General features: G+C 66.0%; 12 protein-coding genes. 1 reads left to right on the top strand and 11 read right to left on the bottom strand.

Annotated features, from left to right (window positions below):
• The 7 genes from QQL24_RS19375 to oiaX all read right to left on the bottom strand — a co-directional run bounded on the left by QQL24_RS19375 (nucleotide 1) and on the right by oiaX (nucleotide 9,195).
• Nucleotides 1-768 (bottom strand): triose-phosphate isomerase, encoded by a 768-nt coding sequence (locus tag QQL24_RS19375; RefSeq protein WP_284313942.1) that lies wholly within the window; start codon nucleotides 766-768, stop codon nucleotides 1-3.
• Nucleotides 769-1,017: 249 nt separating this feature from the next.
• Complete coding sequence (locus QQL24_RS19380; RefSeq protein ID WP_284313943.1) at nucleotides 1,018-1,950, bottom strand: sugar phosphate isomerase/epimerase family protein; 933 nt, start codon at nucleotides 1,948-1,950, stop codon at nucleotides 1,018-1,020.
• A 134-nt stretch (nucleotides 1,951-2,084) separates the two neighbouring features.
• Entirely contained in the window at nucleotides 2,085-3,590 is a 1,506-nt protein-coding gene (locus QQL24_RS19385; RefSeq protein ID WP_284313944.1) for a glycerol-3-phosphate dehydrogenase, read from the bottom strand.
• Nucleotides 3,591-3,598: 8 nt separating this feature from the next.
• Nucleotides 3,599-5,149, bottom strand: a complete 1,551-nt coding sequence (locus QQL24_RS19390; protein WP_284313945.1) for an FGGY-family carbohydrate kinase — start codon at nucleotides 5,147-5,149, stop codon at nucleotides 3,599-3,601.
• 9 nt (nucleotides 5,150-5,158) lie between these two features.
• Nucleotides 5,159-6,118 carry a sugar-binding transcriptional regulator gene (locus QQL24_RS19395; RefSeq protein WP_284313946.1) on the bottom strand — a complete coding sequence of 320 codons (960 nt, stop codon included), beginning with the start codon at nucleotides 6,116-6,118 and terminating at the stop codon, nucleotides 5,159-5,161.
• 220 nt (nucleotides 6,119-6,338) lie between these two features.
• Nucleotides 6,339-7,664, bottom strand: a complete 1,326-nt coding sequence (locus QQL24_RS19400) for a four-carbon acid sugar kinase family protein (protein WP_284313947.1) — start codon at nucleotides 7,662-7,664, stop codon at nucleotides 6,339-6,341.
• A 262-nt stretch (nucleotides 7,665-7,926) separates the two neighbouring features.
• Nucleotides 7,927-9,195 (bottom strand): 3-oxo-isoapionate-4-phosphate decarboxylase OiaX, encoded by a 1,269-nt coding sequence (gene oiaX, locus QQL24_RS19405; protein ID WP_284313948.1) that lies wholly within the window; start codon nucleotides 9,193-9,195, stop codon nucleotides 7,927-7,929.
• Nucleotides 9,196-9,584: 389 nt separating this feature from the next.
• Between oiaX and QQL24_RS19410 the strand changes: the two genes are divergently transcribed.
• On the top strand, nucleotides 9,585-10,349 hold the full coding sequence (locus QQL24_RS19410; RefSeq protein WP_284313949.1) for a transcriptional regulator NanR: 765 nt from the start codon (nucleotides 9,585-9,587) through the stop codon (nucleotides 10,347-10,349).
• A gap of 46 nt (nucleotides 10,350-10,395) precedes the next feature.
• Here the strand turns inward: QQL24_RS19410 and QQL24_RS19415 are convergent, their stop codons facing one another.
• The 4 genes from QQL24_RS19415 to rpiA form a co-directional block, all read right to left on the bottom strand.
• On the bottom strand, nucleotides 10,396-10,680 hold the full coding sequence (locus QQL24_RS19415) for a hypothetical protein (protein WP_284313950.1): 285 nt from the start codon (nucleotides 10,678-10,680) through the stop codon (nucleotides 10,396-10,398).
• 157 nt (nucleotides 10,681-10,837) lie between these two features.
• Nucleotides 10,838-11,665: a phosphogluconate dehydrogenase C-terminal domain-containing protein gene (locus tag QQL24_RS19420; protein ID WP_284313951.1), complete on the bottom strand. Its 828-nt coding sequence runs from the start codon at nucleotides 11,663-11,665 to the stop codon at nucleotides 10,838-10,840.
• A 106-nt stretch (nucleotides 11,666-11,771) separates the two neighbouring features.
• On the bottom strand, nucleotides 11,772-13,169 hold the full coding sequence (locus tag QQL24_RS19425; RefSeq protein ID WP_284313952.1) for an FAD-binding oxidoreductase: 1,398 nt from the start codon (nucleotides 13,167-13,169) through the stop codon (nucleotides 11,772-11,774).
• A 123-nt stretch (nucleotides 13,170-13,292) separates the two neighbouring features.
• The gene (gene rpiA, locus QQL24_RS19430) at nucleotides 13,293-14,006 is read right to left on the bottom strand and encodes a ribose-5-phosphate isomerase RpiA (RefSeq protein WP_284313953.1); all 714 of its coding nucleotides are present in this window, start codon (nucleotides 14,004-14,006) and stop codon (nucleotides 13,293-13,295) included.
• Nucleotides 14,007-14,068: the final 62 nt, after the last annotated feature.

A 14,068-nucleotide genomic window follows, 5' to 3' on the forward strand; every position in this document is an offset into this window, starting at 1 on the left:
TCAGAGCACCTCGCCGACGCGGGCGAGGATGCCGAGATAATCGGTCACGTCCCACGCCGACCGGCCGATAAAGAGGCCGTCGATGTGAGGGCAGCCGGCCAGTTCGGTGCAGTTGTCAGCATTGACGGAGCCGCCGTAAAGGCAGGGAATCCGGTGCCCCAGCACTGTTTCCGCTACGGAAATGATGCGAGCCTGGCGCGCGTCGGCATAGTCGGCGCTGGCCGGCACGCCGCGCTCGCCGATGGCCCAGATGGGCTCATAGGCCAGCAGCATGGGGGCGGCGAACTGGTTGGACGTCAGAGCGCCGAGTGCGGCGCGCACTTCCTTCTCAAGGACCTCGTCGGCCCGCCCGCTGTCCTTGTCCTTCGCCGTCTCGCCGATGCAGATCAGCGGGATCAGGCCATGCCGCACGGCTGCGGCGGTCTTCAGTCCGACGGTTTCGTCCGTCTCGCTGAAATGTTCGCGCCGCTCCGAATGGCCGATCTCGACTAGGTCCAGGCCACAATCGACCAGCATCACGGGTGAGATCTCGCCGGTCCAGGCGCCCTCGTCATCCCAATGCATGTTCTGCGCGCCGACCCTCACGGTGGTGGCGGCGAGCAAGCGCTTCACCTCGCGCACGGCGGTGAAGGACGGAATGACGAAGCGCTGGATGCGGGGATCGACCTCGGACTCGGCGGCGATCAGACCCTCGGCGAAGGCCTGCGCCTCAGCCAGGGTCTTGTTCATCTTCCAGCTCGTGCCGATCCAGAACGGGGTCTTGGTCATGCTCGCCGGGCCCCGTCAAACACACGCAAGGCGGAATTCCACCTTCGCCGGCAGGCTGACAATCATCCAATATGCACCGTACAGACCCATTGCTTCCTCGGCTGGCGTGCCTGGTTTATTGTTGTGATGAACATCGCCAGTAGAGTGATAATTAACATATTATATCACACACGCAATGGAAAAAATGAAAGGTCTGATGAAAAGAGCGTGAGCGGTGGCTTGCCGGTAGAGGCGCGCCACTCCGATTCCTCAAATGTTCAGCGAGGCGACGCCGGCATCGATATGCGGCGCCCAGAAGGCAATGGATTCGGCGATCTGCGCGACCACCTGCCGGTCATTGGGTTCGCGCTCCTTGAAGGAGAGCTCAAGGCAGATCTCATTGTCTACAGCCCCGCCCTCCGCTAAGGCCGCGAGCAGCGGTTCGGGCTGGATGCGTCCCCTGGCGTTGAATTCCGCCGTGAAGGGCCGATGCCCGCCCTTGTCCATCAGCGACTGCTTGATGTGAATGATCGGCGAGACCGGCGGTACGGCGCGTGCCCAGGCATAGGGATCGTAGTCATCGGGATTGGCGCTGGTGACGTCGCCGTGGTCGATATCGGCCATCATCCACATCGGCACGGCCATGTCGGCTTCCGTCAGGCGCTTCTGCAAAGCGAGACAGGCTTCGATGGTCTCGCCGAACTCGCGGCCGATCGACATCGGTTCCCAGAAGACAGAGGCAAGGCCCGCCGCCCTGGCGTGCTCGGCCACCTCGGCCCAGCAGTCGATGGCGATCCGGATCAATTCCCCGCGCCGTATGGGATCGTCATAGTCCTTGTAGGTGAAGATGGCGAACTGCGTGCCGACCGAACTGCCGCCGAGATCCGCCGTGATGTCGGCGAAGGTCTTGAACCAGTCGATGTAATAGCGCCGGACTTCCCGGTCGGGATGGCCGAAATGGTTGAGCCGGCCATAAGGCCCGGTCATGCCCGAGGTCACGCGCACGCCGGTGCGCGCGAGGGCCGCCTGTATCTGCCGCGTCAGCCGGCGGATCACCGGCGCCGGCCAGGACGGGTTGATGAACTCATGCGTCAGCTGCAGGTCGCGGATCTTCAGCCGATGCGCGACGGTGTCGATGAGGTCGTCGGGCTCGGCGAAGCGGTTGACCAGGGGATTGGTGTTGAGGGAGAGGGTCAGGCCCATGGGAGCTCCGAGGGGTGGTGGGGGCGTGGGATGGGAGTGTCGATCCCGCCCCTTCGACAGGCCAGAGGGGCTAGAGATCGACACTCCAATTCTGCGCATCCGTCGACTAGGTCGGCGCCCATGACACGCTGCCCTCACGCCGCATCGGCGGGCTGGCGCTCGAACCAGGCGGCGAAGGCGGCCGTCTGGTCCTCGCTCATATGCAGGCCGTGCTTGGTGCGCCGGGTGAGGATGTCCTCTGTCGTCTCCGCCCATTCCTGCGCCATCAGGTAGCGCACCTCGGCCTCGTAGAAGCGCGGACCAAAAGATTGGCCGAGGTCGGCGAGGCTGGTGGCGCCGCCAATCAGCCTGGCGGTGCGGGCGCCATAGGTGCGGGTGTAGTAGCGGGCGAGGTCCCGTGGCAGCCAGGGATAATGGGTCGCCAGCCGGTCGAGGAATTTGGGCACGTCGCCCTTCTCGATCTCACCGCCAGGCAGGATGCCCGTCGCCGTCCAGTCCGGACCCATCTTGGGGAAGGTCGGCTGCAGGCGCTGCAACGCGTGCTCGGCGAGCTTGCGGAAGGTGGTGATCTTGCCGCCGAACACGTTGAGCAGCGGCGCCCCGCCGGTGGTGTCGAGGTCGAAGACATAGTCGCGCGTCACGGCGGAGGGGTTGCCTTGCCCGTCATCATAGAGCGGGCGCACACCGGAAAAGGAATGCAGCACGTCGCTGCGCCGCAGCTTCTGCTTGAAGTAGCGGTTCACGGTCTTGAGGAGATAGTCGATCTCGGTCTCTTCGATCGCGACATTCTCCGGTGTGCCGTCATAGGGGATGTCGGTGGTGCCGATCAGCGCCTTGTCGCCTTCATAGGGGTTGATGAAGATCACGCGCTTGTCGTGGTTCTGCACGAGATAGGCGTTGGCGCCGTCCCAGAATTTCGGGGTGATGATGTGGCTGCCCTTGACCAGGCGCACCTTGCGCGTGGAGTTGGCGCCGGCGACGCGCTGGATGATGTCGCTGACCCAGGGCCCGCCGGCATTCACCAAAGCGCGCGCCATCACGGTGGTGCGGGCACCGTTGCGCGTGTCGGTCATCTCGACGCGCCACAGATCCCCTTCGCGCCGTGCGCTCGTGCAGGCCGTGCGGGTGAAGATCCGGGCGCCGCGCTCGGCCGCATCGACGGCGTTGAGGGCGACCAGCCTGGCATCGTCAACCCAGCAGTCGGAATATTCGAAGCCCTTGGTGAACTGGTCCTCGATCGGCGCGCCCTCCGGATCGCGGCGGAGGTCGAGCGTGCGTGTGCCGGGCAGGCGCTTGCGCCCGCCGAGGTAGTCGTAGAGGAAGAGGCCAAGCCGCACCAGCCAGGCCGGCCGGTCCTCGGGGCTGTGCGGCAGCACGAAGCGCATCGGCCAGATGATGTGGGGAGCGCTGGCGAGCAGCACCTCGCGCTCGATCAGGGCCTCACGCACCAGGCGGAACTCATAATATTCGAGATAGCGCAGGCCTCCATGCACGAGCTTGCCCGAGCGGGACGAGGTGCCCTGGGCGAGGTCGTCCTTCTCGCACAGCATCACCGAGAGCCCACGCCCGGCCGCGTCGCGCGCGATGCCGGCGCCGTTGATGCCACCGCCAATGATGAAAAGGTCCACGGTCTCGGTCATCTCGGCTCCTATTGCGAATGCATCATGTCCCACACCGGCTCGAGCGCGCGGCGCGCGCCCTGATAGGCGGGGAACAGGCGGGAATAGATCTGGGTGAGGGCGGGGTCCGGCGTCTCGGCGGCGCCGAGCAGGGGCGTGACCCATTCGCCAATGCAGTCGGCCATCGAGCCATAGGCGCCCACGGCCACCGCCGCCATCATCGCAGCGCCGGCCGCGCCGGCCTCCTCGCGGGCGGAGACGCGCACCGAAGCACCGACGCAGGCTGCCAGCACGGCACGCAGGGCTGGGGACCGGGCGGCGCCGCCGGTCAGGCGCACTTCGGAGGGCATGGTGCCCATCGCCTCGTAGCAATCGCGCGTCGCCATGCCCAAGCCTTCGACCACGGCGCGCAGGAGATCGGCGAAGCGATGCGTGCTGGTGAGGCCGATGAAATCGGCGCGCGCTTTGCTGTTCACGAAAGGCCCACGCTCCCCGGCTTCGGAGATGTAGGGGTGGTAGAGGATCTGGCCGGGCTTGCTCGCCGCCAGCCAGGCGTCGATGCGGCCGACCAGCTCCGACTGCCTCACGCTCTGGCCCATCTCGGCGAGGAGATCGGCGGCGAGGCGCAGCGCCCAGTCGATATTTAAGGTCGCCGCCATGTTCGACTGGATCTGCGCCACCAGGCCGGGCATGGGCAGGGCGATGACGTAGCCGGTGTTCTCGGCGTTGAGATAGACGCCATCCTGCGGCGTCGCCTTCATATGCATGCCGGTGGAGCCGATCACCGTGCAGGCGGCCGGGGCGCCGCTCGTATGGATGCCGGCCCCGAGGCCGGTCGCGACGATGTCGACGAAGCCTAGCGAGACGGGCGTGCCGGCGAGAAGGCCCGTGGCCGCCGCCGCTTCGGCGCTGAGCGGATGGGTGGTCTGCGAGCCGTCGACGATTTCGGGGAGCAGGCGGCGTTCGCCCCGGAGCCCCAGCGCCTCGATCACCCCCTCGTCGTAACGGCGGGTGCGGAAATTGCCGAAGGTGAAGCTCGCCTCCGACGGGTCGGTGGCGCGCACGCCGGTGAGGTTGAGATAGAGCCAGTCCTTGCAGTGCAGGGCGACTTCGCTCTTCGCCAGCAATTCGGGTTGGGTGGCCGCCATGTGAGCGAGCTGCGTCCCCTGCTGGCAGGCGGCAAGACCGGTGCCGGTCGCCTCGAAGCGAGGGCGGTCGGTGGAAAGGGCGCGCAGCTTCTGCACGGTCGGCGCGGCCCTGGCATCGAGCCAGAGCCAGGCATCGCCCACGGGCACATTGCCGGCGCCGACCAGCCAGGTGCCGTCGCCCTGGGCGGTGACGGCGATGGCGGCGGTGCGCCGCGCCAGGCCTTCGACCTTGCCGGCGAGATCGCGCAGGGTCTGGGCGCAATCGGCCCAGGTCTGCGGCAGCGACTGTGTCGCCATGCCGTCGGCGCCGGTGGCATAGCGGTTGGGCACGGAAGCGACGGCGATCTGCTCGCCTCTGAAGCTGAAGGCGACGGATTTGATCACCGAGGTGCCGGCATCGATGCCGATGAGAATGTCCTCGCCCGTGCCCATGCGTTTCCCCTAGATCGTCTTCGCGAGCGCTTCTGCGGTGCGCTCGTCGGTGATGAGGCCTTTGAGATAGCCGCTGGCGAGGATCGCCTGGATGGCGTCGATCTTTTCTGGTCCGCCGGCGAGCGCCACGATGCGGCGGCCCTTCAGCCCCTCGAGCTCCGGCGAAAGGGTTCGGGCCGCGAGCGATGTCTCGACCGGATTGCCGTCACGGTCGAAGAAGTGGCCAAGCATCTCGCCGACGCCGCCGACCTCACGTACTTCCAGGATCTCGGCCGGTTCGATCATCTGGGAGGCGACGAGCTGGGCGTCGGGCTGGGCGGTGCCGATGCCGACCACCATGAGGTCCGCCTGGGCGGCCAGGCCGAAGGCCTCGCGCACGCCGCGCTGGGCGACGAGCACCTCGCGATCCTCCGCCGTGTTGGCGAAGAAGGGCACCGGCAGCACATAGGCGGCCGCGTTGGTCTTCTCGGCCAGGCGGTGCATGACGTCATAGGGATTGGCGGCATAGTTGCGCGTCAGGCCGCCGAGCAGCGAGACGAAGCGGATCCTGCCGGCCGGCACGCGGCGCATATCGGCCACCGCGGCGGCGAGGGTACGGCCATGGCCGATGCCGATGATGCCGCCCTGCAGGTTCTCGATCTCGCGCTGCAGGAAGCCGGCTCCGGCAATGCCGAGCGCCCGCAGGGGCAGGCCAGGCTCGTGCAGGTCCGGCACGACCTCGCAGATGTCGAGGCCATAGCGGGAGGCGATGGCTGCTTCCAGCACCAGGCATTCGGCGACATCGCCGTCGATGGTGACCTTGATGGCACCGCTCTCGACGGCGCGGCTGATCAGCCGGTGCGCCTTGACATTGGTGACACCGAGGCGCGTCGCGACGTCGGCCTGGGTCAGCCCGGAGACATAATGGAGCCAGGCAGCGCGAATGGCGAGGCTGTCCTCGCTGTCCCGCTTGGGAGCTGATCGGGCCATGTTTCCTGCGTGGGGAATAGAGATGTGTAATTTATTACTATCAATGAAATTTATTACAATCTGAGGCGCGATGTCAATAATCGAGCGGCCGATTGGCGGGGAGCCAGTCTGTGTGACGAACGCGAGGCAGATACATTTGGGGCGCGGGTCTTCAGACCCGGCTCTTAAAAACGCAACGGTGGCGGTTCAGGCGGGTCTGAAGACCCGCCCCCGACAGCCCCTACGCCCGGCCCTCGCGGATCATCGAGAAATAGTCGTCGCCGCCGACCTGTCCGCCCTTGAGCGCGATCTCCAGCCCGTCGAAGGCCGGGGCATCCGCATGAGCGGTGCAGAGCGGTGAGCCTGGGCAGGACGGCAGAGGCAGCCTCGTGGTCAGGGCGAAGATGCCGAGCTCGCGCAAAGCGTGGCTCGACGTGTCGCCGCCGGCGATGACGGCGCGGGTGAGGCCGGCGCGTTCGACCAACGCCTTCTGGATTCGCCCCAGCGCCAGGCCGATGCGGTTGCGGTCTGCCTCGCCCTCGAATTCGGCGCCGATATCCGTATCAGGCCCGAGCGCCGTGTGAAGGATGACGCTGCGCCCTTGGCTAAGCTTGTCGAGGCCGGCAGCCACGGCCTCGGCAACCGCCGGCTCGCTGCGGTGGATGAGTTGGCGCGGATCGAGAGCGATGCCGTCGAAGCCATGGGCGGTGGCGTGGCGGATCTGCCGCTCGGTGGTGGGCGAGCAACTGCCCGAGACGACGGCGATGCGCTCGGCCACGCCCGGCGCAGGGAAGGAGGCCTTGCCGCCGATCAGTCCCGCCTCCTGCCAGGCGCGCAGCAGCGCATATTCAATGCCGGACGAGCCGGTCACGAAGCGACCGAGCCTTGGCTGCAGACGCCAGAGCTGGCGGCCTGTTATGGCCTGCGTTGCCGCGTCGGCGACATCGAAGAGGAGGATGTCCTCGCCCTTCGCCACGATGGCGTCGACCGTGCCGTCGACATCGGCTGAGGCCAGCGCCGCGAGATCGACGAGGCCGATGCGGCTTGTCGTCTGCCGGCCAAGATGGAGGCGAAGATCCGCCTCGTCCATCGGCGTTACCGGATGGCGGCTCATCACCGGATGGCGGTCGATGCGGTAGACCTGGCCCTGATAGGCGGCGAACAGGTTGCCGAAGCTGGTATAGCGCCTGAGCTGCGGCGCCCCCACCACCAGCGGCACCTGGCGCTGGCCGAAAATCTGGCGGCCGATCTCGATGGCGCGGCCGATATTGCCGATGGCCGGGCTGGAATCGAAGGTTGAGCAGACCTTGTAATGGCAGATGGTGGCATCGAGCTCCTTCAGCCAGGCCAGGGCCGGCGTGAGTTCGGCGTCCATCCAGGCCGGGTTCCGGCTGCGGCTTGTGCCGGCAAGGCCGATGGCATCGCAGGCGCCGAGCCGCGCGCGCTGTTCCGCCGAGGGCGGTTGCAGGAACAGCGCCGTGCGTACCCCATGCGAGGCCAGAGCTTCCATCACATCGGTGGAACCGGTGAAATCGTCGCCGTAATAGGAGAGGAGGAGGCCGGGCATGGGAGGGGCTTTCCTGGAGGTTGTTCATGGGCGCAACTATTTTCCCAAGAAAGTAGGGCGCGAGTAGCCTCCCCCACGAAGCTGGGGGAGGTGGCATTGCGAAGCAATGACGGAGGGGGTGTGGGCGGAGTGGGGTGCGTGAAACGCGATCCTAGCGTACTGCTTCCCGAGCTACACTCCGCCCACACCCCCTCCGAGCCGACTTCGTCGGCCCACCTCCCCCAGCTTCGTGGGGGAGGCTTCCCGCGCCCGTTCCGTCATCTCACGCCGCCCCGGCATCGGTGCCGAATTTCAGCAGCGATTGCGCCAGTTCCGGGTGCTCTCGCGCGTAAACCTCCAGCGGCACGCCTTCGACTGTCGCCTCCCAAGCCTGGCGCACGGCGCGCACGCCGGCCGCGGGACCGCCAGGGTGGCTGACCACGCCGCCGCCGCAGAGATACAGCAAATCGAGGGTCCGGCCCGTACGGGCGTAGGTATCGGGCGCCTGCCCGCCCCACTGGCCCGAGCAGACTACCGGCATCGGGCAGACATCGCCGGGAAAGAGCGGCGTCGTCACTGCCTTGAAGGAGCGCACGAAGGATTCGTCCGATTCCCAATATTTGGCGCGAATGCCGTTGATCTGGAACTGGTCGATGCCGAGAAGCCGCCAGAACTGCTGGTAGACCTCGAAATCCATGCCGAGGCCGGGATGGCGCGTCAGGATATCCCAGCCATTGCGATGGGCATGCAAGGCAAGGCTCGAACGCTTGCGCAGGAAGGAGAGGCCCCCCAGCCCCACCGAATTGATGTTGATCACCGCCGCATTGCCGCCGGCCCTGGCCACGACGTCGTGGTTGCGCAGCATCTCGTCGGGGTCGGAGTGCGAGATGCCGAAGGCATACATCACCTTCCTGCCGGTCTTCTGCTCACGATCGAGGATGACGGGCATGATCGCCTTCACGCGGTCCTCGAGGCTGGAATAGGCCGGGCTCGCCAGCTTCTCGTCGTCCTTGATGAAATCGACCTCGGCCTCGACCAGCTCGCGGACCTGCTCGGCCGACTCGGGCGGCCGCAGGCCGAGCGCCGGCTTGACGATGGAGCCGATCACCGGCCGGCCACTGACGCCTGTCAGCCGACGCGTGCCCGCGACGCCGAATTGCGGGCCGGGATAGGCGGCCGTGAAGGTCTCAGGCAATTGCATGCCGGTGACGCGGATGCCGCTGAAGCCCTTGATCGAATAGACGCCGCCAATGGCGATGGTCATCAGTGCGGCGAGATCGGTGCCCACGGCCTCGATCGGAAAATCGATATCGACGTCGGCGCGCCTGTAGACCGTATTGGCGGGTGCTTGCGGGTCGGGGATCGAGGGCACCGCCAGAGGCTCCAGCGCGCGGATATCGACCACGCGGGCCGCCACGCGCGCCTTCAGCTCCGGGGTCTCGCCGGGGAGGGCAACGAAGGTGCCGGTGGACTGGTCGCTGGCGATCTTGGCGGCCAACTTCTCCACGTCGCCGGCGGTCTCGATGCGGTAGGTCATGCGGATGACGGACATGGCAGTCCCTCAACCTGCATGTGCGAAGTTGGCGAGCCGAGGCAGCGAGAACGCCGTCATTGCGAGCGCAGCGAAGCAAGCCAGGGGCCAAAGGACGGTGTCTGCCGGCCCTGGATTGCTTCGCTGCGCTCGCAATGACGAATGAATGTGCTGCCCTTCGCTTCCACGGCTGGCGCTCATATCAATTCAGCCTGCATGACATATCGCAACGCTCGGTTCGTACATTGCACAACAGGTATGATGAGTATATCATGACTTATGTTGTTGCAATGGATTTTGCTTGTCGGTTTACGAGCAGCGCTGGCACTCTTGCATGCCGCCGGCTTGCCTTGCCTGGAAACCGGCGGCAAAGACGATTGAACACGGCGCGGCCTCATCCGGAATGTCCTATGCCCCTCAGCAGCGAACCCATCGTCCGTCGCAAGCTTTCCGATGAGGTCTTCGATCGTCTCAAGGCCCTGATTACCACGGGCGAGCTCTCGCCGGGCGATCCCTTTCCTTCCGAGCGTGAGCTGATGGACCGGCTCGGTGTCGGGCGCCCGGCCATCCGCGAGGCCATGCAGCAGTTGAGTACCATCGGCCTCCTCACCATCTCGCATGGCGAGCGGGCGCGGGTGCGCCAGCCCACGGCCCGGTCGATCTTCCAGCAGGTCGACGATGCCGCAAATGTGCTGCTGTCGAGCTCGCCGGCCTCACTGGAGCATCTGAAGGAGGCACGACGCTTTTTCGAGCTCGGCATGGTGCGCCAGGCAGCCGAGAAGGCAGACGCGAAGGCCATCGCGGCGCTGCAGGAGGCCCTGGCCCGCCAGCGCGCCAGCCTCGGTAATGCCGATGCCTTCATCACGGCCGACATGCAGTTCCACACGCGGATTGCCGCCATCTCGGGCAACCCGCTGTTCGAGGCGATGAGCGAAGCGACGCTCGGCTGGCTGAAGCAATATTACACCGACCTGCTGATCTGGACCGGCAAGGAGAACATCACCCTCTCCGAGCACGAGGAGATCCTCGGCCGCATCATCGCCCACGATCCCGAAGGCGCGGAAAAGGCGATGGCCAAGCACCTCGACCGCTCGGCCTCGCTCTATGTGCATCAGGGGGGCGGGTCTTCAGACCCGGCTCCTCAGAGAGCGGGTGCAGACAAGAGCCGGGTCTGAAGACCCGCCCCCCAATGCGCCCGCCTCCGGTACAAGACTGCACGCATCAATAACGGCGATCGATATCCTTGGCCTGAGCATAGCCATGATGCCGGCTCGCAACGCGTGCCGTGTGGACAGGCTTCATGCGTTGCGCACTGGCCGGTGCTGGCATGGGGCTCGGAGCGAGAAGATTGGGTGCGGGATTGATCGCATTGACATCGAGATCCCGATCGCCGGCATCGGCGAAAGCCGCGCCCGCAAAGGTAATGCAGAGAAGAGCCACCATCGTCGCGAGAACCAGCGATTTCGACAGCGACTTTTGCTTGTTCGCATAAGAAACATTCAACATTGTGCTGCTCCTTCATGAGGCCCCTGATCGGGCCTATGGGAGCAGTGACAATCCTCGCGACGCTTTTATTCCCGGGGTGCGTGACAAAAATATTTCAGTGCCGATCGAATAATTTAGTGGCCGGCTCGGGCATCGGCCAAGTTATCGGATGATGCGCTCAGGTGATGCGCTGGATGCTCGCGGCGATCTCGTCCGGCTCGAACACGCGCTTCCAGTCGTCCCGCATCAAGGTGGGCTTGCCGAAGGCGATGGCCTTGTTGCAGGCGTCGGAGAATACGCCCTGGACTTCTTCGAAGATCACGGCGCCGAGCACGTTCATATGGCCGAGCAGGAAGTCGCGGGCCGCCTCGCGCGGTACGCCGCGCGCCACCACCTCGTCCATCGCCTCGCGCATGACGTCGAGCAGCGTGGCGCAGACGGTTTCGGACAGGCCCGGCTCCAGCAGCGCCATCTGCTCCACGGTGACGCGGTGGGAGCGCATGACGGGCGCCCAGATCACCTTGGCGATCTCTTCGCCGAGCGCAAAGGCGCTTTCGGGGCCTTGCATCAGGGCGCTGACGATATGCTGCTTGGCCGCGACGCCGCCGAAATGGTCGTTCTTGGCCGCCATCTCCGTCTCGTCGTTGAAGATCGGCGGATGGCAGGGATGGGTGACAAAATAGGTCAGGTCCTCGCGTTCCGGCAGATGGCCGGCAAAGGGCGCGGCGGCGTCGAGCGCCACCACCATGGCGCCTGGTTTCAGCTTGTCGGCGATGCCGGCAGCGACCTTGCCGATCAGCGTGTCGGGCACGGCGAGGATGACGACATCGGCGCCATCGAGGGCGGCATCAGGCGGAACGGTATCGAAGCCGAGGCCGGTCTTGAGACGCTCCTGCCCGGCGGGGCTCACCTCGACATGCCGGACCTCGAAGCGCGACCCTCTGAGGTTGCTGGCCAGCCGGTAGCCCATTTTGCCGCCGGCACCAAAGAGAGCGATCGTGGTCATGCAGAAGTCCTCCCGAGTGCGAGAGGGTATAGGATGACTGGTATGATGAGTCAATCATCACTTAAGATATGAAGGAATGGAGTGGGGGTCTCCGACCGTCACTCCATTACCTCTCGAACAGCCGTCCCGGGCTCATGAGGCCTTGCGGGTCGAACTGGCGCTTGATGCCCTCGCTGAGGGCTTTTTCCGCTGGGGCGAGGCCTTTCAGGTAGGAGCCGAGCTTGGCGCGACCGATGCCATGTTCGGCGCTGATCGAGCCACCGAATTCGGCGAGGGCGCCATAGATCACGGTCTCGCAGCGCTTGAGGAAGGCGGGTTTGTCCGCCTCAGCCATGCCGGGTGGAGGCAGCACGTTGTAGTGGAGGTTGCCGTCGCCGACATGGCCATAGGCGACGGGGATGGCGCTGGGCTCGGCCGCCGTAAGGCCCGCATCGACCTTGGCGAGGAAGGCCGATATGGCGGAGATCGGCACGGAGACGTCGGTGCGCAGATGCCGGCCGCGCCGGGCCTGGCCCTCGACCAGATCCTCGCGGAAGCGCCAGAGCGTGCGGGCCTGCGCCGTGTTGGCCGCCACCGTGCCGTCGAGGACATGGCCCGCCTCCATCACGCCTTCGAGGAAGCGCTGCATCAGGCCGGAAAGGTCGACCAGGCCGCTGGCCGAGGCTTCCATCAGCACATAATGCGAGGACGTCGTCTCCAGGGGATGGCGCAGGTCCGGCGTCGCCTCCTGGGCGAGCTCCAGGCCGAAATGCTGGATGATCTCGAAGGCCGAGAGCAGGTCGCTGAGGTCGCGCCGGGCCTGGCCATAGAGCGCCACCGCGGCGGCCGGGTCCGACACCGCCAGGAAGGCAGTTTCCACCTGGGTCGGCCTGGGAAACAGGCGCAGGCTCACCGCCGTGACGATGCCGAGCGTGCCCTCCGAGCCGATGAAGAGCTGCTTGAGGTCATAGCCGGTGTTGTTCTTGTGCAGCTTCCTGAGGCCGTGCCAGATCTGCCCGTCCGGCAGCACGGCCTCGATGCCGAGCACCAGGTTGCGCGTCATGCCATAGCGCAGCACATTGATGCCACCGGCATTGGTGGCGACATTGCCGCCGATCTGGCAACTGCCCTGGGCACCGAGCGAGAGCGGGAACAGGCGATCATGCTCGGCGGCGACGGCCTGCAGATTGGCGAGGATGCAGCCCGCCTCCACGGTCATGGAGAAATTGATCGGGTCGACCTCGCGGATGCGGTTCAGCCGCTCCAGGCTGACGACCACCTCGTTGCCGGCAGGCGAGGGGACTGCGCCCTCGACAAGACCGGTATGGCCGCCCTGCGGCACCAAGGGGATGCCCTCTGCGGCACTGAGCCTGACGATCTCGGCGACCTCCTCGACGCTGCGCGGGCGCAGGATGGCGCGGGCACGGCCACGGGCATCGCGCGGCCAGTCGGTGAGGTAGCGCTCGGCCTGGTCGGGATCGGTGACGGGATCGAAGGCGGAGAGGTTGGTATCAAGTAAGGACATGCAGATCATCGCTGAGGAGGCGGCGTGGCTGGGACCGCGGACGTCCTCGTCCGCTCTTGGAAACGATGCGTTTGACGACAAGGGAAGAGCGGACGGGGACGTCCGCGGTCCCAGCCACTGCGCCTAATAGACGAGGACATCGGCCGTGCCGTCGGCGTGGCCGATCACGATCTCGTTGGCGATGCCGACAAAGAGCCCGTGCTCGACCACGCCGGGAATCTCGTTGAAACGCGGCGCCAACCCATCCGGGTTACCGATCGCCTTGAGATGGCAGTCGAGAATGTAGTTGCCGCTGTCGGTGATCACCGGATTGTCGCCGCCGCGCCGGATGATCGGCACCTCGGCGAAGCCGAATTCGCCGAAGAGCTTCCGGAGCTGCCAGGCGGTGTTGCGCCAGCCGAACTGGATCACCTCGATCGGCAGGGGAAAGCGGCCGAGCGTCTCGACGATCTTGGTATCGTCTGCGATGCAGACCATGCGCCTGGAGGCCCGTGCCACCATCTTCTCCCAGAGCAGGCAGGCGCCGCCCCCCTTGATCATGCGGCCCTGGCGGTCGACCTCGTCCGGCCCGTCCAGGGTGACTTCGAGCTCGGTGACATCGTTGAGGTCGAGCAGCGGCACACCGGCCTCGATGGCGACGGCACGGGTGGCATTGGAGGTGGGCACGCCGGCAATGCGCAGGCCCTTCTTCACCTCCTCGCCGAGGGCGCGCACCATCCAGTGCGAAGTGGTGCCGGAGCCGAGGCCGACCCGCATGTCGTTCCTGAAATAGGTGGCAATGGCCTTGCGGCCGGCGGCGATCTTGGCCTTGTCTTGGTTGGTCTTCGGCTGCAGCAAGGGGGGCTCCTATCATTATTCTTTGAGATGTAGCGCCGCCCCTCACCTCTATCCTCTCCCCG

The sequence above is a fragment of the Labrys miyagiensis genome (assembly GCF_030160835.1).
Taxonomy (GTDB): domain Bacteria; phylum Pseudomonadota; class Alphaproteobacteria; order Rhizobiales; family Labraceae; genus Labrys; species Labrys miyagiensis.